The organism is Mesorhizobium sp. M2A.F.Ca.ET.043.05.1.1, assembly GCF_003952445.1.
Lineage (GTDB): Bacteria > Pseudomonadota > Alphaproteobacteria > Rhizobiales > Rhizobiaceae > Mesorhizobium.
In genome coordinates this window covers 5,769,189-5,795,729 of sequence record NZ_CP034446.1, presented here as the reverse complement: position 1 = coordinate 5,795,729, position 26,541 = coordinate 5,769,189, and the positions used below count along the sequence as shown (strand labels likewise).

Annotated in this window: 19 protein-coding genes and 4 pseudogenes; 11 read left to right on the top strand and 12 right to left on the bottom strand. The window is 60.2% G+C overall.

All coding sequences use genetic code 11. From position 1 onward, the window contains the following. The first annotated feature begins 4 nt into the window (after nucleotides 1–4). The 9 genes and pseudogenes from nadA to EJ069_RS27845 all read left to right on the top strand — a co-directional run bounded on the left by nadA (nucleotide 5) and on the right by EJ069_RS27845 (nucleotide 10,372). Nucleotides 5–979: a quinolinate synthase NadA gene (gene nadA / locus EJ069_RS27885; RefSeq protein ID WP_126063925.1), complete on the top strand. Its 975-nt coding sequence runs from the start codon at nucleotides 5–7 to the stop codon at nucleotides 977–979. Further along, nucleotides 976–2,517, top strand: a complete 1,542-nt coding sequence (locus EJ069_RS27880; protein ID WP_024505569.1) for an L-aspartate oxidase — start codon at nucleotides 976–978, stop codon at nucleotides 2,515–2,517. Before nadA ends, EJ069_RS27880 begins: the two co-directional genes overlap by 4 nt. Nucleotide 2,518: 1 nt before the next feature. Then, nucleotides 2,519–3,400: a carboxylating nicotinate-nucleotide diphosphorylase gene (gene nadC / locus EJ069_RS27875; protein ID WP_024505570.1), complete on the top strand. Its 882-nt coding sequence runs from the start codon at nucleotides 2,519–2,521 to the stop codon at nucleotides 3,398–3,400. 174 nt (nucleotides 3,401–3,574) lie between these two features. Further along, entirely contained in the window at nucleotides 3,575–4,543 is a 969-nt protein-coding gene (gene bioB / locus EJ069_RS27870; protein ID WP_245454882.1) for a biotin synthase BioB, read from the top strand. Next, nucleotides 4,540–5,679 (top strand): 8-amino-7-oxononanoate synthase, encoded by a 1,140-nt coding sequence (locus EJ069_RS27865; protein ID WP_024505572.1) that lies wholly within the window; start codon nucleotides 4,540–4,542, stop codon nucleotides 5,677–5,679. The genes bioB and EJ069_RS27865 overlap by 4 nt, the downstream gene beginning before the upstream one ends. After that, nucleotides 5,676–6,311, top strand: coding sequence for a dethiobiotin synthase (bioD, locus tag EJ069_RS27860; protein WP_063169254.1), 636 nt, complete (start codon nucleotides 5,676–5,678; stop codon nucleotides 6,309–6,311). Before EJ069_RS27865 ends, bioD begins: the two co-directional genes overlap by 4 nt. Then, nucleotides 6,311–7,575, top strand: a pseudogene (locus tag EJ069_RS27855) (adenosylmethionine--8-amino-7-oxononanoate transaminase). The gene bioD and the pseudogene EJ069_RS27855 overlap by 1 nt, the downstream one beginning before the upstream one ends. Beyond that, nucleotides 7,572–8,555: a beta-ketoacyl-ACP synthase III gene (locus tag EJ069_RS27850; RefSeq protein ID WP_126063924.1), complete on the top strand. Its 984-nt coding sequence runs from the start codon at nucleotides 7,572–7,574 to the stop codon at nucleotides 8,553–8,555. Before EJ069_RS27855 ends, EJ069_RS27850 begins: the two are co-directional and overlap by 4 nt. 173 nt (nucleotides 8,556–8,728) lie before the next feature. Next, on the top strand, nucleotides 8,729–10,372 hold the full coding sequence (locus EJ069_RS27845; RefSeq protein WP_126063923.1) for an MFS transporter: 1,644 nt from the start codon (nucleotides 8,729–8,731) through the stop codon (nucleotides 10,370–10,372). Between the two features lie 234 nt (nucleotides 10,373–10,606). On the opposite strand, the pseudogene hemN reads toward EJ069_RS27845, so the two are convergent. Together hemN and EJ069_RS27835 are read right to left on the bottom strand one after the other, a co-directional pair. Beyond that, a pseudogene (gene hemN / locus EJ069_RS27840) lies at nucleotides 10,607–11,933 on the bottom strand (oxygen-independent coproporphyrinogen III oxidase). 470 nt (nucleotides 11,934–12,403) lie between these two features. Then, entirely contained in the window at nucleotides 12,404–12,760 is a 357-nt protein-coding gene (locus EJ069_RS27835; RefSeq protein WP_024505577.1) for a hypothetical protein, read from the bottom strand. Between the two features lie 682 nt (nucleotides 12,761–13,442). On the opposite strand from EJ069_RS27835, the gene EJ069_RS27830 reads away from it, so the two are divergent. Further along, entirely contained in the window at nucleotides 13,443–14,582 is a 1,140-nt protein-coding gene (locus EJ069_RS27830) for a porin (RefSeq protein ID WP_126063922.1), read from the top strand. Nucleotides 14,583–15,064: 482 nt separating this feature from the next. On the opposite strand, the gene EJ069_RS33550 is transcribed toward EJ069_RS27830, so the two are convergent. The 10 genes and pseudogenes from EJ069_RS33550 to glyA form a co-directional block, all read right to left on the bottom strand. Then, nucleotides 15,065–15,673, bottom strand: coding sequence for an SGNH hydrolase domain-containing protein (locus EJ069_RS33550; RefSeq protein WP_245456338.1), 609 nt, complete (start codon nucleotides 15,671–15,673; stop codon nucleotides 15,065–15,067). Beyond that, nucleotides 15,622–16,935 carry an acyltransferase gene (locus EJ069_RS27825; RefSeq protein ID WP_245456337.1) on the bottom strand — a complete coding sequence of 438 codons (1,314 nt, stop codon included), beginning with the start codon at nucleotides 16,933–16,935 and terminating at the stop codon, nucleotides 15,622–15,624. Before EJ069_RS27825 ends, EJ069_RS33550 begins: the two co-directional genes overlap by 52 nt. 83 nt (nucleotides 16,936–17,018) lie before the next feature. Beyond that, on the bottom strand, nucleotides 17,019–17,579 hold the full coding sequence (locus EJ069_RS27820; protein WP_063169261.1) for a CpaD family pilus assembly lipoprotein: 561 nt from the start codon (nucleotides 17,577–17,579) through the stop codon (nucleotides 17,019–17,021). Then, nucleotides 17,564–19,057, bottom strand: coding sequence for a type II and III secretion system protein family protein (locus tag EJ069_RS27815; RefSeq protein ID WP_245456335.1), 1,494 nt, complete (start codon nucleotides 19,055–19,057; stop codon nucleotides 17,564–17,566). The genes EJ069_RS27820 and EJ069_RS27815 overlap by 16 nt, the downstream gene beginning before the upstream one ends. 26 nt (nucleotides 19,058–19,083) lie before the next feature. Next, nucleotides 19,084–19,770, bottom strand: coding sequence for a response regulator transcription factor (locus EJ069_RS27810; RefSeq protein WP_024505585.1), 687 nt, complete (start codon nucleotides 19,768–19,770; stop codon nucleotides 19,084–19,086). A gap of 812 nt (nucleotides 19,771–20,582) precedes the next feature. Next, a pseudogene (locus EJ069_RS33545) lies at nucleotides 20,583–20,751 on the bottom strand (transposase); the annotation flags it as partial. A gap of 714 nt (nucleotides 20,752–21,465) precedes the next feature. Continuing rightward, nucleotides 21,466–22,500, bottom strand: a complete 1,035-nt coding sequence (gene tdh, locus EJ069_RS27800) for an L-threonine 3-dehydrogenase (RefSeq protein ID WP_126063920.1) — start codon at nucleotides 22,498–22,500, stop codon at nucleotides 21,466–21,468. Nucleotides 22,501–22,565: 65 nt separating this feature from the next. Beyond that, nucleotides 22,566–23,579 (bottom strand): adenosine kinase, encoded by a 1,014-nt coding sequence (locus EJ069_RS27795; RefSeq protein ID WP_126063919.1) that lies wholly within the window; start codon nucleotides 23,577–23,579, stop codon nucleotides 22,566–22,568. A gap of 100 nt (nucleotides 23,580–23,679) precedes the next feature. After that, nucleotides 23,680–24,855 carry a methionine adenosyltransferase gene (gene metK / locus EJ069_RS27790; RefSeq protein ID WP_063169265.1) on the bottom strand — a complete coding sequence of 392 codons (1,176 nt, stop codon included), beginning with the start codon at nucleotides 24,853–24,855 and terminating at the stop codon, nucleotides 23,680–23,682. 57 nt (nucleotides 24,856–24,912) lie between these two features. Next, nucleotides 24,913–26,233: pseudogene (gene glyA / locus EJ069_RS27785) on the bottom strand (serine hydroxymethyltransferase). 100 nt (nucleotides 26,234–26,333) lie between these two features. Between glyA and EJ069_RS32915 the strand changes: the two are divergent. Further along, nucleotides 26,334–26,534 carry a hypothetical protein gene (locus tag EJ069_RS32915; RefSeq protein ID WP_024505365.1) on the top strand — a complete coding sequence of 67 codons (201 nt, stop codon included), beginning with the start codon at nucleotides 26,334–26,336 and terminating at the stop codon, nucleotides 26,532–26,534. Nucleotides 26,535–26,541: the final 7 nt, after the last annotated feature.

Below are 26,541 nucleotides of genomic sequence, written 5' to 3'. Positions count from 1 at the left end.
GCCAATGACTGGGGCGTTACCTATGGCTGCGTCCCTGTATGAGCGTGTCCGGCGGGTGATCCCACCCGTTGAATGGCTCGCGTTCGCCGGCGATATTGAAGCCATCTTAGCGCTGAAGCGTGAGCGCAATGCGGTGGTGCTGGCGCACAATTACCAGACGCCCGAAATTTTTCATTGCGTGGCAGACATCGTCGGCGACAGCCTGGCGTTGGCCCACAAGGCGGTGACGGTCGACGCCGACATCATCGTGGTTGCCGGCGTTCATTTCATGGCCGAGACGGCAAAACTGCTCAATCCGAACAAGACCGTGCTCATCCCGGATCTCCGCGCCGGCTGCTCGCTGGCCGAATCGATCACGGCAAACGACGTGCGGCTAATGCGGCTGCGGTATCCGGGGGTCCCCGTTGTTACTTACGTCAACACTTCCGCCGCCGTAAAAGCGGAGTCCGACATCTGCTGCACGTCCGGCAACGCCAAGGCGGTGGTGGAATCGCTTGGCGTGGCGCGTGTGCTGATGCTCCCGGACGAATATCTGGCGAGGAACGTGGCAGCCGATACAGACGTCGAGATCATCGCCTGGAAAGGCCATTGCGAGGTGCATGAGCGCTTCACCGCAGCAGACATCCGGGAACTGCGCGATGCCCATCCAGGCGTCATCGTGCTGGCCCATCCAGAATGCCCACCAGACGTTGTCGCGGAGGCGGAGTTCTCCGGCTCGACCGCGGCGATGTCGGATTATGTCGAGCGTGAGAAACCGACGCGTGTCGTCCTTCTGACCGAATGTTCGATGAGCGACAACGTCGCGGTCGCGCATCCCGACGTCGAGTTCGTTCGCCCATGCAATCTGTGCCCGCACATGAAGCGCATCAACCTGGCCAACATTCGCGCCGCACTCGAGCAGAACCGGCATGAGGTCCGGATTGATCCCGAAATTGCCGGCCCCGCCCGCCGCGCGGTCGAGCGCATGCTTTCCCTATGAGTCTGGAGGTTCGCGACATCGCCGGGGCGCCGGTCGTCATCGGCGGCGGCATTGCCGGCCTGATGACGGCGCTTCATCTGGCGCCGGAACCGGTCGTGCTTTTGACCAACGCGCCGCTTGGAACCGGAGCCTGCAGTGAACTTGCCCAGGGCGGTCTTGCGGCAAGTCTCGGGGGCGACGACGGCCCAGATTTTCACCTTTGCGACACGATAGCTGCCGGCGACGGACTCTGCGATGAGGCCACGGTGCGGCGAGTGGTACGAGCTGCACCCGAAGCGATTAGGACGATCCAAAGGTTCGGCGTCGACTTCGACCAGCACCCTGACCGCGCGTTGCGACTTGGGCTCGAGGCGGCACACTCGCGACGGCGAATTGTGCATGCAGCCGGCGACGCCACCGGTCGCGAGTTGGTGCGCGCGCTCGTCGCCGCGGTTCGGCGTACAGCCTCGATCACCATTATCGAAAATGTGGAGGTCCGCCGGCTGGTCGTGCAGGACGGGTCGGTCATCGCCGTGGTCGCAGCAGGACGAGCCGGCGCGCTCGCTCTGCCCACGCGTCGCGCGGTGCTGGCGACCGGCGGCGTCGGCGGGCTGTTTTGCGACACGACAAACCCCGCTGGCTCATGGGGTCACGGGCTGGCGCTCGCCGCATGGGCGGGGGCGGAACTCGCCGACTTGGAATTCATACAGTTCCATCCAACTGCGCTCGACGGTCCGCGCCGGCCGATGCCGCTGGTGAGCGAAGCCGTGCGTGGCGAAGGCGCGGTGCTCATCGATGAGCGAGGAGAGCGCTTCCTCGCCGACACACCTGGCGGTGAACTTGCGCCTCGCGACGTCGTAGCGCGCGCCATTTGGCACCAGCTTGCCGTTGGACGCCGCGTATTCCTGGACGCACGGCAAAGTCTCGGCCCGAGATTTGGCAAGCGTTTTCCAGGCATCGCCGAATTGTGCCGGAGCGCAGGAATCGACCCCGCGACCGACCTGATCCCGGTGCGCCCGGCGGCACATTATCACATGGGCGGCGTCGCCGTAGACAGCGCCGGCCGCAGCTCCATCGAGGGATTGTGGGCCTGCGGTGAGGTGGCCTGTACCGGCCTGCACGGCGCCAACCGCCTGGCCAGCAACTCGCTCACCGAAGCGGCGGTCACCGCGAGCTGGGTTGCCGAAAGCGTTGCCGGCACGTCGTATACCCGGCGACCGCGCAGATGCTCCACATTCGTCCCTCCACGACCAGACGCTTCCGTGGTCCGCCCGATTGTCTCCGCCGCCCTGGGTATCATCCGCGACGGCGAGGCAATGCGCGAAGCGGTGGCGACCCTGCTGCCGATCGCAGCCAATAGTGTCGCTGCCTCTGGTCCGGCTTTGGTCTCACTGATGATCGCCGCGGCGGCCCTGAGGCGGGAAGAGAGTCGAGGCGCGCACTGTCGGTCCGATTTCCCGCTCCACGATGCCAACGTGCGCCCATCACGGCTGACACTGCACAGCGCAATGCGGGCCGCGGCCGCACTCGATTGCCGGGCTACCATACGGAGCACTTGATATGACTTCATTCTCCCCCCTCCCCGCGACCCTGATCGAACCGATTGTGCGCGTTGCGCTCCTCGAAGACCTGGGCAGATCCGGCGACCTGACCACCGATGCGGTTATCCCGTATGATTGCACTGCCACGTTGGTGCTCAAAGCGAGGCAGGCGGGCGTCGTTGCCGGGCTCGATCTGGTCTCGTATGCCTTCCTTCTCGTGGAACCGGCGATCAACATCCAGATCTGGCGCCCTGATGGCAGCGAGGTTGGGGCCGGGGAAACCATTGCAAGATTGTCCGGACCCGCACGAGGCCTGCTCACGGCCGAACGCACGGCCCTCAATTTCTTATGCCGGCTGAGCGGCATTGCCACTGCCACAGCGGCCATGGTTGAGGCCGTGCGCGGTCACAAGGCGAGGATTGTATCGACGCGAAAGACGACGCCCGGGCTGCGGGCATTGGAGAAATACGCCGTGCGCGTCGGCGGCGGTGCCAATCACCGGTTCGGCCTCGATGACGGCGTGCTCATAAAGGACAACCACATCGCGATCGCCGGCGATATCCGCACAGCAATAGAGCGGGCGCGCGCCGCAGCAGGGCATATGGTGAAGGTCGAGGTCGAGGTCGACACGCTGAAGCAGCTCGATGCAGCGCTCGCGATTGGTGTTGACGCGGTGCTGCTCGACAATATGTCGGTCGAGGATCTTGCCCGCGCGGTTTCTATAGTGGATGGCCGTACGATCACCGAGGCGTCCGGTCGGGTGATGCCGAAAACGGCGGCGGCGATTGCGGCGACCGGTGTCGATCTCATCTCCATGGGTTGGCTGACGCACAGCGCCCCGATCCTCGACATCGGCCTGGACATGCCGGACCACCAGAACATCTGCAAGCACTTGAACTGAGGATTACGGCGTGAGGAGCAACATCAGCTCGGCAGGCGTAGGAGGTGCTGGAAAGACGTGCCGCAGCTCGCCTTTAGCGAGTGCGCCCCAAAGCCAAGAAGGCGTACCGGACTAGCAAACAAAGGTTTGACGATGACGATTGGAATGAACTCGGAGTTCGACGTGAACCAGACCATGCAATCGGTCGATGGAACGCCTCCGCGATGGAACCGCAAAGAGGCCGAGGCCATCTACGGCATGCCATTCAACGATCTGCTGTTCCTAGCTCAGACGATCCACCGCCAGAACTTCGATCGAAACCGAGTGCAGCTGTCGCGGCTCCTTAGCATCAAGACCGGCGGGTGCCCCGAAGATTGCGGCTATTGCAGCCAGTCTGCGCATTACGAAACCGGTGTGAAGGCGTCGAAGCTGGTGGACGTCAAGCATGTCATCGACGAAGCGGCCATGGCGCGTGATGGCGGCGCAACGCGCTATTGCATGGGCGCGGCGTGGCGAAGTCCCAAGGAGCGCGACATGGAGGTTGTGGTCGCCATGATTGAGGGCGTCAAGGCCCTCGGCATGGAGACCTGCATGACGCTCGGCATGCTCGATCTTGAGCAAGCTGCTCGCCTGAAGCAGGCCGGTCTCGACTACTATAACCACAACATCGATACCTCTGAGCGCTACTATGGCGAGGTTATTTCAACCAGGACTTTTGCCGACCGGCTGGAAACGCTTGGGCACGTGCGCGCGGTTGGGATGAAAGTCTGCTGCGGCGGCATTGTCGGGATGGGAGAAGAAAAGACCGATCGCATCGACATGCTGGTCACGCTCGCGAACCTGCCCGAGCCGCCGGAAAGCGTGCCGATCAACATGCTTATTCCCATCGAAGGCACGCCGCTTGCCGCGGCCGACGCCATCGATCCGATCGATTTCGTCCGCATCGTTGCGCTCGCGCGGGTGATGATGCCGAAATCCTATGTAAGGCTGTCCGCCGGCAGGACGGCGATGAGCGACGAAACGCAGGCGCTGTGCTTCTTTGCCGGGGCCAATTCGATCTTTGTCGGCGACACGCTGCTGACGGCGGGAAATCCCGGCGAGGACAAGGATACCCTTCTGTTCCGGCGCCTCGGCATTGAGCCTATGGAACTCGCCACGCAATGAAGGAGGCAATTCTTGCCCGCTATGACGCAACCTTGCGGGGACTGGGGCGCAAGGACCGGTTGCGGACGCTCGCACCGCGCGCCGGGCTCGACTTCTCGTCGAACGACTATATCGGACTTGCCGCCTCCAAAAGACTGGGCGATGCGGTTTCGACGGCGATTGCGCGGGGCACGCCAGTGGGCGCCACCGGATCGCGGCTGTTGCGCGGCAATGCACCGGAACATGAGCAACTGGAGGCGGACGCAGCGGCATTTTTCGGAGCCGAGCGTGCACTGTTCTTCGGCAGCGGCTATATCGCCAACTTCGCTCTGCTGACGGCCCTGCCGCAGAAAGGCGACCTGCTGGTCCTCGACGAGCTCGCTCATGCCAGCATGCATGAGGGTGCCCAGGCCGGGCGCGCTGAGTTCAAGCTGGCCGCGCACAACGACGTCGACGCTGTCGAGGACGCAATCACCCGCTGGCGCGCCGAAGGCGGCATGGGGCGGGTGTGGATCGCCTTCGAAAGCCTTTACAGCATGGATGGCGACCGTGCGCCGATGGAGAGCCTGGTCGCGCTGGCTGATCGGTACCAGGCATTCATCGTCGTCGATGAAGCGCATGCCACCGGCGTCTGGGGACCGGACGGCCGGGGACTGGCCGCCGCGTATGAAGGCCGCGACAACATCGTCACGCTCCACACATGCGGCAAGGCGCTTGGCGCATCCGGCGCGCTCGTTACCGGACCGCGAACACTGTGCGACTATCTTATCAACCGGTGCCGGCCATTCATCTATGCGACCGCACCATCGCCGCTGATGGCAGTCGCGGCACGTGAGGCGCTGACTATTCTGTCTGACGAGCCTATGCGTCGTGCTCAGTTGCACGAGCGTGTCGCTTTCGCGAGCCGGCAATTGGCCGAACGCTGCGGCGTGATGCCCAGCGGTTCGCAGATCCAGCCGCTTGTGATCGGCGATAACAGCCGCACCATGGCGGTGGCGGCAGGACTGCAGGCACGCGGCTTCGACATACGCGGCATTCGCCCGCCGACAGTGCCTGAGGGTACGTCGCGCCTGCGCATTTCGCTGACTCTCAACGTCGACGAAGCCGACATTTCCGCCATGGTCGAGGCTCTCGTCGGAGTGTTGGCCACAGCATGACCAAACGCATCGTCGTCACCGGAACAGACACTGGAATTGGCAAGACAGTGTTTTCGGCCGGACTTGCCGGGCTGCTCGACGGCTTCTACTGGAAGCCGGTGCAATCGGGCCTCAACGAGGAGACCGACAGCGAGGTCGTCGCCCGGCTTTCCGGCTTGCCCGACGGACGCGTGCTGCCCGAAGTCTATCGACTGACGATGCCGCTGTCGCCGCATCGATCAGCCGAAATCGACGGCGTCGCGATCGAGGCCGACGATCTTTCATTTCCGGTCCTGCCGACACCGCTCGTCATCGAAGGCGCCGGCGGGCTGATGGTGCCGCTCAATCGACAGACAAGGTTCATTGACATATTCGAACAATGGCGGCTGCCGGTCATACTGTGCGCCCGCACCGCGCTTGGCACCATCAATCATACGCTGTTGTCGATCGAGGCCCTGAGAGCCCGCTCCATCCCGCTCATCGGCATTGCCTTCATTGGCGAAGAGGTGGCCGATACACAAAGGACAATCGTGGAATTCGGCGGCGTGCCGCAGCTGGGCAGGCTGCCGCACCTCGGTCCGCTGACGGGTGAAACGTTGAGAGATGCAATGATTTCCGGCTTCGACCTGGCCATGATTGCCGGAGGCGACTGATGGCGGAGTCTCGAGTCTGGCATCCGTTCACGCAGCACGCGCTAGAGCCCTCGGTCCCTGAAATCGTGCTGACTGAAGGCGCCTATCTCCACAAGGCCGACGGCTTCCGCATCCTCGATGCGATTTCTTCCTGGTGGGTCGTCACCCATGGCCATCGCCACCCCGCATCATGAAGGCCATCGAGACGACCGCGTCGAGCCTCGACCAGATCATCTTCGCGGGCTTCACCCACGAGCCGGCCGAACGGCTGGCCGAGGCGCTTATCGGCATCGCACCCGCCGGCCTCGACCGGGTGTTCTATTCCGACAGTGGCTCCACCTCAGTCGAAGTCGCGCTGAAGATGGCGCTCGGCTATTTCCGCAACATCGGCGCGCCGCGTTCGCGCATCGCCGTCATGGAGCACAGCTATCATGGCGACACGATCGGGGCGATGAGCGTCGGCGCCCGCGGCGTCTTCAACGCCGCCTATGATCCTTTGCTGTTCGAGGTCGACGCCATCCCCTTCCCGGCCGCCGGGCGCGAGCAGGAAACGCTGGATCGGTTCGAGGCCGTTAGCCGCGACCGGCGCGCAGCCGCGCTGATCGTCGAGCCGCTGGTGCTTGGCGCCGGCGGCATGCTGATGTATCCGGCCTGGGTTCTTGCCGAATTGAAGAGGATCGCCGAAGCCTCCGGCACGCTGCTGATCGCCGATGAAGTGATGACCGGCTGGGGGCGCACCGGAACCATGTTTGCCTGCGAACAGGCGTCCGTCTCGCCCGACATCTTGTGCACCTCGAAAGGTCTGACCGGTGGTACCATCCCGCTGGCCGCCACGATCGCCACCGATGCCATCTTCCACGCTCACTTTTCGGAGGATCGCAAGAAGACGTTTTTCCATTCGAGCTCCTACACCGCCAATCCGATCGCCTGCGCGGCAGCACTTGCCAATGTCGAGATCTGGCGTGACGAGCCGGTGGCCGAGCGGATCGCGGTCTTGAGCGCGAGGCAGGCCGCCGGGCTGCAACGCTTCCGGGTCAATCCATATTTCACCGACTGCCGGACAACCGGCACCATCGCGGCACTCGACCTACGCACCGGCTCAGCCGGTTATCTGGCCGAGATCGGGCCAAAACTGCGCGCTTTTTTCCTTGAGCGGGGGCTACTTGTGCGCCCGCTCGGCAATGTCCTCTATCTTCTACCGCCCTATTGCATCACCAGCGACGAATTGGGCGGGCTCTATGACGCGATAGAGGAGGCCGGCGAACGCTTCGGCTCGCGGCCATGAACCTATCGTCGCGCGTTCTCGGCTTCGGCCATCATGCGCCGGCGCGCAAGGTCGAGAACCCGGAAATCGAAGACCGGCTCGGGCTTGAGCCCGGCTGGATCGAGCGGCGCACCGGAATTCGCTCGCGCTTCTGGGCAACAGACGAAGACACGCTGTCGGGCCTTGCCGCCTCTGCCGGCGACATGGCGCTGACCAATGCCGGTATCGACCGCGGCGACGTCGGTCTACTCTTGCTCGCCACGTCGACGCCCGATCACCTTCTGCCGCCAAGCGCGCCGCTGGTCGCACATCGGCTGGGGCTAGGCCGCGCCGGAGCGATCGACCTGACCGGCGCCTGCGCCGGCTTCATCTATGCGCTGATGTTCGCCGACGGGTTCACCCGCCTGCACGGCAAAGCGAGCCTTGTCATCGCCGCCAACATCCTCAGCCACCGCATCAATTTGGCCGAGCGCGCCAGCGCCGTGCTGTTTGCCGATGCCGCCGGCGCCATGGTGATCAGTCCTTGCGATGACCCGGATCGAGGCATTCTCGGCGCTTCGGTGGATTCCGACGGCTCGCGCTACGGGCTAATCCAGATTCCCGCCGGGGGAAGCAACACTCCGTTCCATGCCGACCTCGACCTCGCGCAGACACGGATGACGATCACTGACGGCCGTGAAGTATTCAGCAAGGCCGTGGAGATGATGACCGCCTGCTCGAGAGATGCGCTCACTGCTGCCCGACTGAGGCCGCAAGACCTCGATCGTTTCGTGCCGCATCAGGCCAATGCGCGCATTTTCGACGCGGTCGGCAGGAACCTCGGCATCGCTGATCACTCGATCGTCAAGACGATCGCCGAATATGGCAACTCTTCCGCCGCGACGATCCCGCTCTCATTGTCGCTGGCCCATCGGGCGCAGCCGTTTCGGCCTGGCGAGAAAGTCCTCTTGGCGGCAGCGGGTGCGGGTCTCAGCGGCGGCGCGCTTGTGGTGGGAATTTAGCAAAGCAATGCTTGCGCACAGGACTGCTCATGAATGAGACTATGAGAATGGCTCAATACGTAAATAGTCGCCGGCAAGCTCCATAGAGCTGGGTTCCGTGCGGTGCTCCGCGATGTCTAAGTATCGACCCGCTTGCTCAAATCGCAGCGCTCATCGAAGGCCAGCAATACCTCATGCAGAGCGAAAATCCTCAACCGCCCGTTTCAAAGACGCTCGCCCCATTTCGAAACAAGGTGTTTCGCTCAATTTGGGCGGCCACCCAGATTTCCAGCCTCGGTTGGCTAGTGCAAACGGTCGCCATCAGTTGGCTTATGGCAACGATTTCAGCGTCCGACCTCATGGTGGCACTCGTCCAGGCCGCATCCACATTGCCGGTGTTCTTCCTCTCAGTTTTCGCCGGAGCCATTGCCGACAACTTCAGCCGCCGGTGGGTGATGTTTGCGGGACACTGCCTGATAGCATCGGCGTCGACGACGCTGATGATTTCTGTGGGTCTGGGATTTGTCAGTCCTTGGCTGATTCTCGGGTTAGGTTTCCTGGCCGGCTGCGGCTTTGCCTTGAATGATCCGGCTTGGCACGCTTCGGTCGGCGATATCCTTCACAAACGCGACATTCCGGCCGCAGTGACGCTTATGTCCGTCGGATACAACATTGTGCGCAGCGTTGGTCCGGCCTTGGGGGGCGTGATCCTGGCCGTCTTTGGGCCGCTGGCCGCTTTCGCCTTGGCTGCGGTGAGTGATCTGGCGCCCATAAGCGCGATATGGCGCACCAAATGGGAGGTCCGCTCTTCGCCTCTCCCTCGTGAGAGAATGACGACGGCAATTCATGACGGAGTGCGCTTTACTGCGATGTCTTTGGAGATCAGGGCAGCGACCGCCCGAGCCGCTCTTTTCGGATTGGCAAGCATCTCCATTCTGGCGTTGCTCCCCCTCGTCGTCCGGGATCAGTTGAAGAGTGGGCCAATTGTCTACGGTATCTTATTGGCCGGCTTCGGCATGGGTGCTTTCATCGCGGGCATGGGCAACGGCTTCTTGAGGAAGGTCACGTCTCAAAACAGGCTGGTGGCCTTCGCCTCTGTGGCTTGTGCAGTCTGTTGCCTCTCCCTTGCCCTTACATCGTCGATTCCTGTGGCGGCCATTTCGCTGGCGCTCGGCGGAGCGGGTTGGCTTATCACCTGGACGGGCATTGACGTGTCGGTGCAGTTGGCAAGCCCAAGGTGGGTTGTAGGCCGCACGCTCTCCATTTACTACGCCTTGAGCGCAGGCGGTATGGCTGCTGGCAGCTGGATCTGGGGTTCTGTCGCGCAAAACTATTCCTTGACCTTAGCATTGGAGGGCGCCGCAGGCGCTCTGTTGCTGGTTGCAGCAGCGGGGATCGTGTTGCCGGTCCGTCCCTGGGAAGAAACCGATCAAGAAAGTTCAGTTTTTCATCCGCCGGACGTGGCTCTCGATCTGAAACCCAGAAGTGGCCCTATCGTGGCCAAGGTCGAGTATTTGATATCGGAGGAAAATATCGAGGCCTTTCTGGGCTCCATGCGCACGCGGCGACACGTCCAGAGCCGTGCCGGTGCACGAAACTGGACGCTCCAGCGAAATCTGCAAACACCGTCACTTTGGACGGAGACATTCCGCACCCCCACCTGGATGGACTTTCTCCGCCTAAATCATCGACTCACCGCAGCAGATAAGGAAGTCGCCCAGCATCTCCTGTCACTGCATGAAGGAGAGGTGCCTCCGCAGACAGTGCTTTCGATTGAACGGACGACCGAGGCAATTCGTACCCGTACCTCGACAATCTTTTCTCGTCCTCCAAGATGACGCCATCAAGCTGCTGTCCAGGGACAGGGTGGATCACCGGTGCTTTGCAGAGCACAGCCTCACACCGAGAGCAGCGTGCTCCGGGTTGTGCGCTTTCGCGCGCACCCAGGCGAGATGATGGTGAACGCGGCGTCAAGTGGAAGTCCCCTGCATACGCTTGCGGAGTCTTCTGCGAGAGCCCATGCCGACGAGCGCCAAACAAGGTTTGATGCCTTTCGGCGTCGTGGCCTCAACTCATCGATTCGCGAGAAAAGCATCGAATGCAGCAGCAACGGCGCGAACAACAAAGCGGTGCTCCGGCCGCACGCGGATGAAGCCGTTTTCGACGTCCAGGATCCCCTCCTCAGCCAGCGTCACCAAACTCTCAACTGAATCGAGAAAACGAGCTGGTTCGATTTCGTGGGCGGCACAGATGGTCGGCACGTCGGCCTCCAAATCGCACATCAGTCGCTCGATGATCGCTGCGCGCACCCGGTCATCGTCGGTCAGACGGTGACCCTTTGATGTCGCCAGACGTCCACTTGCGATGTGCCGGGCGTAAGAATCCCGTGTTACTTCGTTCTGAACATACCCCTCGCGGACTCGGCCAATAGCCGACGCGCCTAAGCCGATCACGTTTTGCAAGTATCGGCCGAGTATCCCAGCGAATTACGCCGTAGGCGCGCCCGGTCTTCTGCGCTAGCGCGAGTTCGTCGTCCGGCGGAGCGAAATGATCGAGCCCGATCTCCCGGTAGCCAGCGCCAACCAGTGTCTCGGCGACAGCTGCAGCCTGTTCGGCGCGAAGATCGCCGTCCGGTAGACCTGCCTGCTCGATAGGCGCTGGTTCTTTATCACGGAAGGAATATGCGCGTATCCGAACACCGCAAGCCGGTTGGGGCGCATGGCGACCGCAGCCATCGCGGTCTGGATGCAGGACTGCACAGTCTGTTTCGGTAGACCGAAGATGAGGTCGAAGTTGATATGGCCAACGCCATGCCGGCGGAGATTTTGGACTGCAGCGGCCGTCTGCACCTTACTCTGGATCCGATTGATCGCCTTTGCACATCGGGATCAAAGCTCTGCACGCCGATGCTCGCGCGGTTGACACCGTTAGCTGCCAAGGCTTCGGCCATTTCCGGTGTGAACGTTCGGGGATCGATCTCCACGGTGATCGCAGCAGTTTTGCTGAAAGCGAAGTGGCGGCGTAGAAATTCCATCAGCGCCAAGTGCTCGGCTGGCCCGATAAGGTGAGGCGTTCCGCGCCGAAATGCACATCGCTCACCGGCAGCCCTTGCCGCACTTGCTCCGACACCAAACTGATCTCCTGACGCAGCACCGCTAAATAATTAAGGATCGGGCCGTTGCGACGGATGACCGCGGTAGGGAAGCCGCAATACCAGCACATGGATCGGCAAAACGGAATGTGGAAATAGAGCGACACCGATTCGTCGGCCGGGAGGCCCCCCAGCCATTCCTCATAATCGTCAGCACCAACTGCCGCAGAGAAGTCTGGCACAGTCGGATAGATGGTATACCAAGGCGGCCGGGGGTCCCGGTACTTTGTCAGGATTGAGGTGTGCAAGGAGCTGTCATCCCACGTCGCTGATCCATCATTCTTTCGTTGCGCGCTCGTCCTGGTCTCTGACCTAAGTCAGTGCGTCCCGCTTATGTCGCAGTCTCGTTTGGACAGGATGGGGTCAACCACGCCGGGGAGCGCGCGTGCCATGGTTGCGCCTGAGGTGATGGTGCGGTGCCGCATTCAACGTCTGAGTAGTACGTGACGCCAGTGCAGTGTGCTTGAGGCGTCTGCGGAAGAACTTTGCAATGCGAAATTCATGTCCGACGCAACGGACCTGTCAAGCCTCGTTCAGACGCCATCCAGGTCCAGCCAGCGGCCTTCCCTGCCGGCCGAAAAACCATACCGGCTTTAGCCACCGAGACGCTCTAAAGCTGACGTCGGCTCATTTGATGAAAGGAGGACGCCGCTAGGGGGTGCACAAGGTTCCCCGGCTTGACGTCGCTTCGAGCGAAGAGCGGCGGTGTGGCTTGTCGTCAAGCGCCGGGCAGCGTGCCCCCTACCGATATCCCGAAAAGATCGACCAAGATGGCCATGCCGACGCCACACGCGGTCTGGATGAGGCCGACCATGAAAATGCGATTGGCGCGTTCGTAGATGGGGCGCCGCAAGGAACTCATGTCGAGCAGCATGGACAGCGCTCTCATCTGCAGTGCGATGCCGAGCAGGATCGGCACTACGGCGAACAGATCGTAGAGTTGCCATGGCAAGGGGTTCGCGGCCCAATGAGTGAGGAAGCCGAGCGAAAAGGCAAGCAGGATACCCACGGCAGTGATTGTGCCGTTGCGGAAAATGGTCTCGATCGGTTCTTCCTTCGGATCGTGCTCGTCCAAGCGGCTTCCTTTCGTTGCTCTTTCCGTCGAGACTAAGTTCTCGAGAATGCTGTTCATCGCCAATTACTCGAGGCGAGCCGTAGGCAGCCGTTTCAGGGTGCGCTCCCTCTCGCTTCCGGCCGCGCAATGTACCTGCACGGCGAACTTACAGCGGCGAAAAGGTGCTGCGGCCACCATGCGACGCCTCGGACGCGCACGCCCTCTGTTCCTGGCGCAGCCCTTGCGGAGCGTACGCGCAGTGATCCTTCTCGGTAGCGCATGGCGCGGCCTCCGTTGCGGTCAGACGGGAAGCCGTCGCTGTTAAACGAGACTGTCACATATCGAACATGGCGAACCGTGTCGCACATTGCTTTTCGCAGTGACCCTCAAAAAAAGTGATTCCAGCGAGACGAAGGCGCGTCGGCCCGATTTTGGTGTCGGCCGCATTTACGCTTCAGGTTGGCATGTCGCTTGCTGCTCTATTTCGGAGAGCTGCAGCGGTCCGACCGGAGTGTTTCACATGTAAACGATAATGAATCTCCTAACAGAAAACACTATTATAAGTACATGTGGCTTTTACGCTGGCTCACCTCTCGTGTCAAGCGCTTTGGCGTCCACATATTGGAGACAACACGCACAAAATTTAGAGGAAAAGCTTGCTCTTTCGCCTCTATCCTTTTTATTCCTTCATGGAGATCTAGACATGTACATCAAGAGTCCTCTTCTCGGCTTAACTGCTCTGATGACCGTTTCCGTCGGTCGAGCAGCTGGCGCCGAGCGGGAACCGGCCGAGTACATCAAGATCTGCGACGTCCTCGGCTCGGGATATTCCTATATTCCCAACACCGAGACCTGCCTGCGCATCGGCGGCTATGTCCGTTACGATATCGGCCTGGGTGACGTCCGATCGTATGACAGCGCAAGAACCTCGGACGTGAGAACTGGCGAGGACCAAGGCACTTGGCGAAACAGCACACGCTTCACGTTCAAAACTTGGACCGGCCAGCAGACCGAGCTCGGCGCGTTGACGACCTATACCGAAACCCACGTGAATTTTGGCAACAGCGCTAACTCGCATGACAGTCCTCAGAACTATGATTTCAACAGCGGCCTCGCACTGGCTTCTGCCTGGGTCGAGCTGGGAGGCCTGCGAGTTGGCAAGGAGGGGTCGGCCTTCGATACGTTTGTAAGCTACGCTGGCGACGTTCTCGATAGTATGCTCGTTCCGTCGGCCGGCTTCGACACCAACGTGGCTCAGTACCACTTCGACGCCGGCAACGGCATTTCGACTGTGATTTCGCTCGAACAAGGATCGGGCTCAGCCGGTACTATCGACAGCTATATTCCGCACGTTGTCGCCGGCTTGAAATACACGCAAGGCTGGGGCTCGATCACCGGCGTCGCGGCTTATGACAGCAATTACGAAGCTTTTGCCGGCAAGATCCGCGTCGACGTCGCTGTCACAAACCAGCTGTCGCTGTTTGGACTCTTCGGCTACGGTTCCAATGCCAGTCTCAACGAGGACTCAAACGGCGCAATTGCCAATCATGGGCGCGGCTCGTACAAAATCTGGAACGGCCAGTGGGCTTTCTGGGCGGGCGCCACCTACGAGTTTGACGAGAAAACTTCGTTCAACCTTCAGGTCTCGGGTGATCAGCTCAAGGATGCTGGTGTGGCTGCAAACGTCGCCTACATGGTCGTTCCCGGCTTCACGGTCACAGCCGAGGTCGATTACGACCACTACGGCAACTCTGGCCTCGGCCCTGCCGAGCCTACCGCCGTCAAGGGCACGAGCAAGCCGAACAGCGTCGGCGGCATTCTCCGCTTACAAGGCTCATTTTGAAATCTCTCCAGTCGCGAGCATGGCAAAGGCACTTGCCTCGACAACGCACGCATGGAGAGCTTCGTTCGCCATCTTGAAGTCTGCATCGACCGTCCACGGCCCATCGTACCAACTAGAAACTGAAAGTTATGAGCCCTGTGTACTACACCTAGCCCTTGACCTGCCCGATGAACCGGCCAGGGGCCGTCAGTTCAAATTCGGGGCCGCTTAGAGGGCAGTGTGAGGCCGTGTTAGGTAAGCGCCACTGCAATGTCGAGGCCGCGACACGCCTGTCGCTTTGGACGGCTGGAATTGCCCTTCGCGGCGCCATTCATTCTCTCAACATTTACGTGATAATGCACGCTGAGTCCGAGCCGCGTGGCAGCACCCATCCTAGGTCACTATCGGGGGGCCTTAAACCTGAACAGCTCCATCGTCGCGGCTGCTGCGGAAGCAGGAGCTATCACTGGGACCCGTACTGGTGCTTGTCAGCCGCTGAGCCGCTACTTCGTCTTAGGAAGAGCATTGTCCTTGCCAAAAGCCGGCCAGTATTTCGAGATTGCCAGTGTGGCGCCGGCTGAAGAGAAATGACCATAGTCGAAATATAAAAACTCTCCTCTATCGGAATAGGCGCAGCGTCCTGCGCTGCACAGGAATTTCAGCGGATCGATGAATGTGGCGCCTTTGGTAAATGAGCGCACACGTTCGTTGATGTCGGGGTCCATCGCGATCGGCCAGGACGTATCGTCCAGATTTTGGCGCTTGGCGAAGAACGCAATTTTCCGGACGTCAGTTGGGAACTGCGGAGACTGGCCGATGACAAACACGCGCACGCCCAGGGCACGAAGCGTAGCGATTGTTTGCTGAAGACCGTCGAAACCTCTGACCTCATAGTCACTCCATCTACCGCTGAGGATAACCGTCTTGATGTCCGCTTCCAAGATGACGTCCAAGGCCTTGCGATTGAACCGGACACAATCAAGACGATCGTAAGGGTAGTAATAGAGTATCGGCGCGCAGCTGGCGTACGTATATTCAACGATGTTCGCCTGCAATCGATTTATGTTAGCACCCAAGCCGGAAACATAGTGCGCGGCGAAGGAGTCGCCCACAAAAAAACCGTTGTTGGAAAACCGCTGGTGCGCGTGCAATCCTCCATATTCCAGCTTTCGATCCGGCTGGTGCCCTCGTTGAAACAGATGCCATTCCTCCAGTCCCCGACGGAAATGCGCCGCTGGACATAGTCCGGAAACCGTTGCGGAAAGCCATTGCCGAGCGCCCCCGCCGCTCCGCCGGCACAAAGGACAACGATCGCGAGCGCTGAAAAGGCGAAGATAGGCCCCGGGGAGGTGAAGGCCCTCTTCTGTCGAAACGGCTGCTCTACAAACTTCCAGGAGAATGCAGCCAATGCGAGGCTTGCCACCAACATCGCACCGGTCATCAACGGATCGAGTTTTTGGAACGAAAGATAGTGCGCGAACGCATTGAGAGGCCAGTGAACAAGATACAACGAATACGAGATGAGCCCAATCCAGACCAGCGGCCGGACTTCGAGCATGCGGGTGGCGACCGTCGAGGGGGTATTTTGGCCAACATAGATCAGAAGGGCCGTTCCGATGCATGGATACAAGGCGTTGTAGCCTGGGAACGGATCACTCGCCGAAATCGCGAAGAACCCGATGGCGAGAAGGCCAAATCCGGCCACCCCCACCGACTCCATCAGGAATCGGTTGCCCAGCGGCGAGGGGCATTTGAGCATGAGCAGGGCGCCCAACATGAGTTCCCAGATTCGGGTCGGCAGCAGATAGAATCCGGCGGTGGGTGCCAGCGATGTCGCCATCACCGCCACTACGAAGCTGCAGAGAATTATCGGAAGAAGTGTCGTCAGCCAGCGCTTCCCGATGTAGCGATAGATTAGGAACATCAGGATTGGTGCGAAGATGTAGTACTGCTCCGCTACGGAAAGCGGCCAAGTGTGCAACAGTGGTAGAAGCGCGGCATCGATAGAGAAGTAACTTGACGTTTTCCAGAAGAAAACGTTCGACCAGAAGGTCGAGGTAGCTATGATGCTAAGACTGAATCCGCGCAGATCCGGTGGCAGAAGAATGAACAATGCTGCAATGCAGGTGAGAAGCATCACAAAGACGAGCGCCGGCAGAATGCGCCGGGCACGGCGCCAGTAGAAGTTGACGATGGAAAATTGGCCGCGTTCAAGGTCATCCAGGAGGCTTCCGCTGGTTAGGTAGCCGGAGATGACGAAGAAGATATCGACCCCGCTAAAGCCACCCGGGATCGCCGAAATTCCGAAATGAAAGAGTACGACCGGAAGTACAGCAACGGCCCTAAGGCCCTCGATATAGCGCCTATATTGCATCCAGCGGTTCCTTTTATTTTAGATCAGGACGCGATTGGAAGCTTTCAATCTCCGGTAGGAGTGCTGCCGAGATAAGGGCGGTATCAGCCACCTTTATCCGTCCCGAATGTTCTGTAAGTTGCAACTGGTACAGAAGCACGATCGCCATCGCCGGCCTTGACGGCCTGATTGTCGAGCAGATCGCGCGGATCGTTGACCATCACGGCCAGGTTATGTCCTGTCGAACAACCAAGCGGCTGTTTGAAGGATTCTTCATTGGGTAAGGCACCATATGAGGGACAGACCGGCGGACGGGCGTGATAGACAATCGCCTCAATTCGCACTGAGCCGGCGTCGTGTTGATCGCGCAATTGAATGTTGTCTTCTTCGATTGCCAACTGCCTGGCCTGATGGGCTACCCCTGCGCTGAGCTGGGGCGAACCGCTGATGAGGAGGTGGATGGCATCGAACCGGCCGCGACTGGCCTTGTCTAGGAAAACACGCAAACGCTGCCGTTCGGAAGCGCGCAGGCTTTGCAACGTCAGGACGGTGGTCTCCTCTCGGACAAGCATTGGTGCCGATGGTTCGACATCAACTGGCGTAGTGCTTGTGCAGCCACTTACGCTTGGTGCCAGAGCGACAAAGAGGATTATAAAACGCAACATCTTTGGATGACACTATTCGATGATGAAGCCGAGACCGCCCTGGGCGCTTGGCGCGCCCGCACGGATAGCAGCGCGGTCTCGCGGGGACTTGTCACGGAATTCGTCGGAGCGCCCCCTCCGTTCAAAGCCGGTGCCGCCCGCTCGGTCGGTGCGCTCATCTGGTTTGGGTTGGAGCCTGGTCTTACAATGTAAGGCGTAACTAGAATGACCAGTTCTGACTCCTCTTTTTGAAACGAGGTCGAGCGAAAAAGCGGTCCCAGGATCGGCAGTTCTCCGAGCCAGGGAAAGGCCCTGACATCATTGTTGACGTTCCGCCTGATTAGACCGCCGATTGCGAAGCTCTGGCCGCTGGCGAGTTCGACGACCGTATCGGCTCGGCGCGTGGAAACTGCCGGCACGGAAATTCCGTTGATTTGCACGGCACCTTGCGTCGACAGTTCACTGACTTCGGGCGTTACGTGAATGTTGATTTGATTGTTGCTGAGAACTGTCGGCACAAATTCCAGACTGACGCCGAAGTGACGGAATTCAACCGATACCTGCCTGTTTTCCTGCAGGACAGGAATGGGAAATTCGCCGCCCGCGAGAAAGCTGGCCTTTTCACCCGACATAGCGGTGAGGTTCGGCTCAGCCAGGACGGAAGCTATATGCTCCTTGGCGAGCGCGTCGAGAACCGCGCTGACGTTGACGGCACCGTTGTCGAATCCGATTTCTGCTGTACCGCCACCCTGGGTTGAACCAGACCCAGCGCTTGCAGCGCTTCCGCTTAGAACGCCCACTTTGAAATTGCCGATTTGACCGAAGGCGGACAAGTTGACGCCGAGTGACTTCATGGCGCTGCGTGAGACTTCGGCTACGCGCACGCTGAGGTTAACTTGCAGGGATCCAGCGACCTTGATGTTGTTGACGACTTGCGCTCCGTCGCCCAGATATTGCTCAGTGACTCTTTTTGCGGTGTCGGCGACCTCTGCGTCGGGCGCCGTCCCGCTAAGGATTGCGCCGCGCGGCGTATAGTTGACGCGGATGGGATAGTCGCCGACCTGCTCCCGCAACATGGCGCGTAAATCCCCGATCGGTTGCGTGACAACGATACGCAATTCGGCGAGAGGCTCGCCATTGCCATCCAAGGCGAATAGGCTGGTCCGCCCCGATTTCTTGCCAAAGACGAAGATTGTTTTGCTCGATGGCGCCTGAAAATCCGCGATCGTGGGGTCAGCAACAAAGATGGTCGTGGCTGGCGCGGGCAGATGAACGGTCTCCCCGAGCGAAGAGGAAAGGGTCAGCGTGGCGTTGATGCTATTCGAAGCCGCATGCGGCGGGCCTTTGTCCTGCTTGTTTTGCGCCGCGACACCAAGTGGGAAAGTCACAATAAGCGCGCAGAGGAGATGGCCCAGGTAACGGGGAACTGCAGGTCTTGTAACCTTGTTGGCGATCGCCCGCCAATTGAGCGCATGGCAAGGATGTTGAAGGATCAGCAAAATAGATCTTCTTTCGATTCGACAAACTATGCGGACGAGGCGTCAGTCAATTCTAGGATGTAACCAATGCCTCGGATGGTCTTGATCCGTGGCGTTGCACCTGATCTGGTCAGATGTCCCCGTAAACGATAAATTCCGACTTCAAGCGCGTTGGCAGACACGTCGTCGTTGAATGAATAGAGGTGATCTTCCAATTGCGCACGGGGCACGATGCGGCCTGCCCGGTTAAGCAGGTGCTCTAGAATACAGAGTTCGCGACGTGCGATCATCATTGGGTGCCCATCAACGAAAACCTGGCGGGCGACCGGATCAAAGTCGAGATTGCCAAATACGAGCCTCAGGTCGGTCATCTGTGTCGCCCGGCGCAGAATGGCTCTCATTCTGGCAATAAGCTCATCGGTAGAGATGGGTTTGAGCAGAAAGTCGTCCGCACCACCGTTGAAGATCGCAATTCGCTTATCGAGATCGTTAAGGCTGCTCATAATGACGGCAGGAACTGAATGCCCGTGGGTCCTCAACTGCCTCAGCCAACCCAAGCCATCGCCATCTGGCAGAGCCAATTCCAGCAGGAGAATTTCATAGCTGGCGCAAGAAAATGCACTCGAAGCCAGTTCCAGAGTACCAACGACATCAACGACGAAGCCGCCATCCCCGAGCGCAAGTCGCATGGCGCGCGCAAGATCCGCATGATGATCCACGAGCAGCGTTCGCATTTCATCTCCTCTCGAAGAGGGACGGCCCATCGAACGCGTCACCGGCGGCCATCTGATCGGAGCACACGGCGCGCAACTCGTCGCAGCTCTCGGAACTGGTCCGAGTCGGAGGGACATGCAAGTCGCTCGGTGGCAATAGGCGCGGGTGAGGACCAACTGACGGGCTCAAATACGCCGGTCGGCGAACCCACGAGGCCAGCAACCCGCGTGCGATTTCTCGTTGCATCATCTCTCCTACGTGCAGCCCCTGCGCTCGCAAGGCAGCGTCGCGGCTCAGAGCCCGATTCCCACAGAGGGTAGGGTTAGCTTTCGAGAAACTGATTGAACAAATCGATTATTTGGATCGAATGCATCCACGGTATGGATGCAGCGCACCATCTTCAACGACTGCGGCGTCCTGATGCACTGTTGTGTCTGTCGTGCTCTGCTTTTTTCGCTGTCCTTCAAGGCTGGCGAGCCTGGTGGAACCTGCGCGTCATTGGCTTGGTAGCTTGAATGCTCAACAACGGAGCGCCCTGCGCAAAGCCGCTCTCATTTCCAAAAAGCCTTGCAATCTGGTTGGAGCACTTCGCGCTCGACACCAAAATAGGCGAGGAAAACTGACGTCTGACAGGGATGTACATGCAACAGCCGATTTGCGGCACCAGCAAACGACCGCGTTCAGGCTGAAGATCGACGACCAACGGCTCCTCGATTTCCGCACCGACCGCTTTTACAAGCTCTTCCTGTGCGGGCGGATGCCGGCAAACAGCAGCACAGGGTCAGCGAAACCGGGAGCGGGCCTGCTTGATCGCCATGATCACATTGCCGCTGTCGCGCGTGCGGAGCGGAATGCAATCGGTCCAGCCGGCGGCAATCCGGTCAGCACCATCGTCTGCACGAAGCTCCCTGACGAAGACGTGCCCGAATGCGCTCAACAAAGCCGGGCGGCGGATCTTTCCAATCGCCGAAGGTGCGGGCTGGCACCGAGCGGCGAACTGCGAACTCATTCCTGCCCGGCGGCGCTGGCCGCCGCGAGCGTCGATGCGGACCCAGCCGCTCCGAATCCTCCCACAACACGATGAGCGCGTCGCGGACATCGCTGCCGTAACAGCGGCTGCGGCTCTTGCCCGCAGACGGCCTCTGCTCACGACGGTTCATAAGACGGATCGCGCGCTTGCGAATAATAGCCGGTTACCGCCTCGAACTCATCCAGAATGCGCCGCTTGTCAACGCCGCAATAAAGCTCCACGATCGCCGCTTCACCGTGTCGCCATGCTGAGCCGCGCCATCCTTCCCCCGAACCGGAATGGCACGACCTGTCCATCCCCTTTGGAACAGGACACTATTGGTAACATTTTGCTTGAGGCAATGCGGCTCGTTGCCTTCCTTTTCGCTGACCGGAAGGGTACCGGAAGTCGTCTATCGCATTTTACCCGCTGAAAGCGGCAACACCTCGACCTCAATCGCAGATCATAGGAAATAGACGATCGCGTCGGGGCCTCAGCATCGGTTCACCGGGTTTCCGTCATCGACTGAAGCGAATTGCCCCATCGACCGTCACCGGGTGGGCCGCGATACGTCGCCGTGTATGATTAGCGAGCGCACGTAGCGGAGCCATAGCTCTCCACCCAGCCATGTTCCCCTAGTTGGAAAATGTCCGGCGGACCAGAGGTGCTGTCGTCAGCTTTTCCTGAATAGCGGCCAAGGCAATCCCTACCAGTCCATCACCACCTTGCCGGAACTGCCGCTCTTCATCGCATCGAAACCGATCTGAAAATCGTCGATGCCGATGCGGTGGGTGATCAGGCCGGAGACATCCAGCGGACCCTGCACAAGCGCGATCATCTTGTACCAGGTTTCGAACATCTCGCGGCCGTAGATGCCTTTGAGATGCAGCATCTTGAAGATGACCTTGTTCCAGTCGATCTCGAAGCCGGTCGGCGCGATGCCCAGAATGGCGATCTTGCCGCCATTGTTCATGGTGTCGATCATGTCGCGGAAAGCGGGGGCGGCGCCTGACATTTCGAGCCCGACGTCGAACCCCTCGGTCATGCCGAGCACCGGCATGACGTCGCGCAGCTTCTCCTTCGAGGCGTCGACGACATGCTGGACGCCGAGTTTCTTGGCTAGCGCCAGCCGCACCGGGTTGATGTCAGTGATGACCACTTTGCGCGCGCCGACGCATTGGGCGACGAGCGCGCCCATGATGCCGATCGGCCCGGCGCCAGTCACCAGCACGTCCTCGCCGACCAGATCGAAGGACAATGCGGTGTGGACGGCATTGCCCAAGGGATCGAAGATCGCGGCAATCTCATCGGGCACATCGTCGGGGATCGGCACGACATTGTGCTGCGGGATCGCCAGATACTCGCCGAAGGCGCCTGGACGGTTGACGCCGACGCCGAGTGTGTTGCGGCACAGATGCCCTCGCCCGGCGCGACAGTTGCGGCAATGGCCGCAGACGATGTGGCCTTCGCCCAATACACGCTGGCCGACCTTGTATTCGGTGACCGCTGCGCCGAAATCGGCAACGGTGCCGACGAATTCATGGCCCGTCACCATCGGCACCGGCACCGTCTTCTGCGCCCACTGGTCCCAATTGTAGATGTGCACGTCGGTGCCGCAGATCGCCGTCTTCTTGATCTTGATCAGCACGTCGTTGGGGCCGATTTCCGGCACCGGCACCTCTTCCATCCAGATGCCCGGTTCGGCCTTGGCCTTCACAAGCGCCTTCATCATGTTCGACATCAGGATTTCCCTATTCCGTGATTGCGCTTCTGGCGAGATAGCCTGCACAACGGGAAGGTAGGCCACTAACTCGTTTGAACGTCCGGAATGGTCAGCCCCGCCTGCTCGGCCTCGCGGCGCAAATTCTGACGGGGCCTGGGGCCGATCTGCTGGATCACCAATCCGGCTGCCAGTGAGCCAAGGTCGCCGCAAGTCTGCAGGTCGCGGCCTTGCGTGTAGCCATGCAGGAAGCCGGCGGCATAGAGATCGCCGGCGCCCGTCGTGTCGACCAGTTCCTTGATGGCGGTCGCCTTGATCACCACGGTCTCGTCGCCGCGCACGATCACCGAGCCTTTTTCCGAGCGGGTGACGGCGGCGATCCGGCAATCCTTGCGGATCTGGGCCAGCGCCTCGTCGAACGACGATGTCTGGTAGAGCGACTTGATCTCGTGGCTGTTGGCAAAGACGATGTCGACCGTGCCCGAGCGCATCAGGTCGAGGAATTCGTCGCGGTAGCGGTCGACGCAGAACGAATCCGATAGCGTCATCGACACTTCTCGGCCTGCCGCGTGCGCCAGCTTCGCCGTCTGGCGGATTGCCTCCTTGGCGCGCGGCGGGTCCCACAGATAGCCTTCGAAATAGGTGACCTTGGCGCCGGACGCCTTGTCGGCTTCGACATCCTCAGGGCCAAGCTCGACGCAGGCGCCGAGATAGGTGTTCATCGAGCGCTCGCCGTCGGGCGTGACGAAGATCATCGAGCGCGCCGTCGGCGGCTCACCCTTGAGCGGCGTGGTGCCGAAGGCGACGCCCTGCGCATGGATGTCGTGGGCGTAGATTTCGCCCAGCGCATCGTTGGAGACCTTGCCGAAGAAGGCCGCGCGGCCGCCAAAGCTGGCGACGCCGGCCGCCGTGTTGCCGGCGCTGCCGCCGGACGCTTCGATCGCCGGACCCATGCGGCTGTAGAGCAGTTCGGCGCGTTGTGTGTCGATGAGGTTCATCGCGCCCTTGATGATGCCGTTGGTCTCGAGGAATTCCTCGTCGCACTGGGCGATGATGTCGACAATGGCATTGCCGATGCAAAGCACGTCATAATCCGGCATCAAAATCTCCGCCAAAACCCGAGCCGGCTTCTTGCCACGCCGGCCGGGCGTGGTCTCGCGAGTTGAAATGGGTTGCCGCATGCGCTTGATCCAGCCGCCCTCACGCAGCTGCCGGTCCGGCTTCACGCAGCAAATCGTCAGCTTTGTCCGTCTTCTCCCAAGTGAACTCAGGCTCTTCACGCCCGAAGTGTCCGTATGTCGCCGTCTTGCGGTATATCGGCCGTAAGAGATCAAGCATCTTGATGATGCCTTTCGGTCGGAGATTGAAAACCTCGAGAACAAGGCGCTCGATCCTTTTTTCCTCGATCCTTGCGGTTCCGAAGGTATTGACCATGACAGAAACCGGACTGGCCACGCCGATCGCGTAGGCAAGCTGAACCTCGCAGACCTCTGCAAGGCCGCTGGCAACGATGTTCTTCGCGACATACCGGGCGGCATAGGCCGCCGAGCGGTCAACCTTGGATGGGTCCTTGCCCGAAAAGGCACCGCCGCCGTGACGCCCGGTCCCACCGTAGGAATCGACGATGATCTTCCGTCCTGTGAGGCCGCAGTCGCCGGCAGGCCCACCGACCACGAACCGCCCTGTTGGGTTGACCAGAAATCTGATCCCCGAAGTATCCAGGTGGGCCGGCAGGACCGGTTTTATGATCTCCTCAATGACGCCTTCGCGGACCGTGGCTTGTGAGACCGCTTCGTCATGCTGCGTTGACAGGACTATGGTATCCAGCGCCACCGGGCGGAGCCCTTCGTAGCGTACCGACACTTGAGATTTCACGTCCGGACGCAGCCAGCCAAGCTGTCCCGCTTTCCGGACCTCGGCCTGTCTTTTCGTCAAATGGTGAGCGAGTTGGATCGGCAGGGGCATCAATGTATCCGTCTCGTTGCATGCGAATCCAAACATGATGCCCTGATCCCCTGCCCCTTGCCCGAGATCCTGCCCTCGTCCTTCATCAACGCCCTGGCTTATGTCGGGCGACTGCTCGGTGAGGGCCAGAACGACGGCGCAACGTCGACCATCAAAGCCAATCGCATCATCGTCGTAGCCAATATCGAGTATCGTATCGCGGGCGACTTGGCTGTAATCGATGTGGGCATGGCTGGTGATCTCGCCAGCCACAACGACCATCCCCGTCTTCACCAACACTTCACAGGCGACGCGCGCCTTCGGATCGGTGCGCAGGACCGCATCGAGAATGGCATCGGAGATGTTGTCTGCCATCTTGTCGGGGTGTCCCGCGCCGACGGATTCGGAAGAGAACACGAACTGCCTGGTCATAAAAATGCCCTCGCTTCAAGTGCTGGAGTTAGTGAGGAGTTTCTGGATTGGGGTGGCTTATCGGTCGCGGATGCCGGGAACATCGAACGCAGTGCAGAAGTCGGCAACGTCTCTTCGTACGCTCGCATGAACTTCCTGGTCATCGGGCTGGCGGCAGACCGAGTCGATGAAAGCGGCGATCTGCACCATCTCCGTTTCGCGCATGCCCATGGACGTCACCGCTGGTGTCCCTAAGCGGATGCCGCTTGTCAGCGCCGGATGCCGCCGGTCGCCCGGGACCATATTGAAATTCGCAATGATGCCTGCACGCGATAAGCGCTCCGCATAGGCTTTGCCTGACAGCGGCCGGTCCCGAAGATCAAGGATCAGCATGTGATTGTCAGTGCCCCCAGTGACGAGTTCATAACCTCGCTCCAGAAGCGCCTGGGCCAGAGCCTTGGCGTTGTGGACGATCTGCTGACCGTAGACACGAAAGGACGAGTTCGCTGCTTCCTGCAAAGCGACGGCAAGCGCGGCGATAGTATTCATATGCGGTCCGCCTTGCAGAAGAGGGAACACGGCGCAGATTGTGTTTGCTCTTCGGATGATGGAGGGGCTGATAACGGTCTTCATTCCTTGATAAAATGAAGCCACCCCGGGGACCGCGGATCGACTTGTGAGAGGTGCTGGTGACCACATCGCAATGGGACACGGGGTTCGGATGCACTCCTGCGACAACCAGGCCGCAGATGTGGGCGATGTCAGCCACCAGATACGAGTTCACCTCCGAAGCAATTTCGGCCATTGCCGCGTAGTCAAAAATACGCGGATAAGCAGTTCCGCCGACCCAAATTAGCTTCGGGCGTTCCCGCTTGGCGGTCTCGCGCAAGTGGTCATAGTCAATTTGCTGTGTCTTTTCGTGCAGCCTGTACGGGACGCGCTGATAATCGCTGCCGGAAAAATTGACGGACCAACCGTGAGTCAGATGGCCGCCTTCGGGTAAAGGCAAGCCCATGACTTTGTCACGGGGGCTCAAAAGCGCGCGATAGACAGCCTGGTTGGCTGGCGAGCCTGAATAAGGCTGGACGTTGGCGTGTTCACTGCCAAATAGCGCTTTCAGGCGCTCGATCGCGAGGGTCTCAAGCTCATCGACGATCTCGTTTCCGGCGTAGTAGCGCGCACCGGGGTATCCCTCGGCATACTTGTTGGTGAAAATCGACCCGGTCGCTTCCAACACCGCCGAGGAGGCAAAGTTCTCGGAGGCGATCAGTTTGAGAGTTGTCCGCTCCTGACGCTCCTGTCTTAGAAGCAGTTCGTGAACGCGGGAGTCGACGGCGGCTAAGTGAGGCCGCCCGTAAGTGTCGGGCTGCGCGATGGCGCCGCCGGCGGAGTTATCCATGGTAGTCGCGCTCCATTTGGACTGATCTATTTCACGATCAAGCAGGCGGTCCCTTCAACCGCGCGTCTTGTATTGCTTCCAGGCGTTGTAGGTCTCTTTTATGATGGCCATCATCGTGGGGCAGGAGATCGACCACCAATTGAGCCAGCCCGCCATCCTTGCCTCCTGCTTGCATATGGTACGAAGACTGCGGACGTTGTTCGTTGCAGCAAAGAAAGTTGGCTCTGCCCAGCCGCCGAACGTGGCGTCGAACCTGCTCGCGAGGCAGACTGGTAATATCGGCCAGCTCGCCGACGGTTAGATCCGCA

Coding starts and splice junctions, on each gene's coding strand:
- nadA (WP_126063925.1), top strand. CDS start 5: ATGACTGGGGCGTTACCTATGGCTGCGTCCCTGTATGAGCGTGTCCGG.
- EJ069_RS27880 (WP_024505569.1), top strand. CDS start 976: ATGAGTCTGGAGGTTCGCGACATCGCCGGGGCGCCGGTCGTCATCGGC.
- nadC (WP_024505570.1), top strand. CDS start 2,519: ATGACTTCATTCTCCCCCCTCCCCGCGACCCTGATCGAACCGATTGTG.
- bioB (WP_245454882.1), top strand. CDS start 3,575: ATGCAATCGGTCGATGGAACGCCTCCGCGATGGAACCGCAAAGAGGCC.
- EJ069_RS27865 (WP_024505572.1), top strand. CDS start 4,540: ATGAAGGAGGCAATTCTTGCCCGCTATGACGCAACCTTGCGGGGACTG.
- bioD (WP_063169254.1), top strand. CDS start 5,676: ATGACCAAACGCATCGTCGTCACCGGAACAGACACTGGAATTGGCAAG.
- EJ069_RS27850 (WP_126063924.1), top strand. CDS start 7,572: ATGAACCTATCGTCGCGCGTTCTCGGCTTCGGCCATCATGCGCCGGCG.
- EJ069_RS27845 (WP_126063923.1), top strand. CDS start 8,729: ATGCAGAGCGAAAATCCTCAACCGCCCGTTTCAAAGACGCTCGCCCCA.
- EJ069_RS27830 (WP_126063922.1), top strand. CDS start 13,443: ATGTACATCAAGAGTCCTCTTCTCGGCTTAACTGCTCTGATGACCGTT.
- EJ069_RS27825 (WP_245456337.1), bottom strand. CDS start 16,935: ATGCAATATAGGCGCTATATCGAGGGCCTTAGGGCCGTTGCTGTACTT.
- EJ069_RS27820 (WP_063169261.1), bottom strand. CDS start 17,579: ATGTTGCGTTTTATAATCCTCTTTGTCGCTCTGGCACCAAGCGTAAGT.
- EJ069_RS27810 (WP_024505585.1), bottom strand. CDS start 19,770: ATGCGAACGCTGCTCGTGGATCATCATGCGGATCTTGCGCGCGCCATG.
- tdh (WP_126063920.1), bottom strand. CDS start 22,500: ATGTCGAACATGATGAAGGCGCTTGTGAAGGCCAAGGCCGAACCGGGC.
- EJ069_RS27795 (WP_126063919.1), bottom strand. CDS start 23,579: ATGCCGGATTATGACGTGCTTTGCATCGGCAATGCCATTGTCGACATC.
- metK (WP_063169265.1), bottom strand. CDS start 24,855: ATGACCAGGCAGTTCGTGTTCTCTTCCGAATCCGTCGGCGCGGGACAC.
- EJ069_RS32915 (WP_024505365.1), top strand. CDS start 26,334: ATGATGGCCATCATCGTGGGGCAGGAGATCGACCACCAATTGAGCCAG.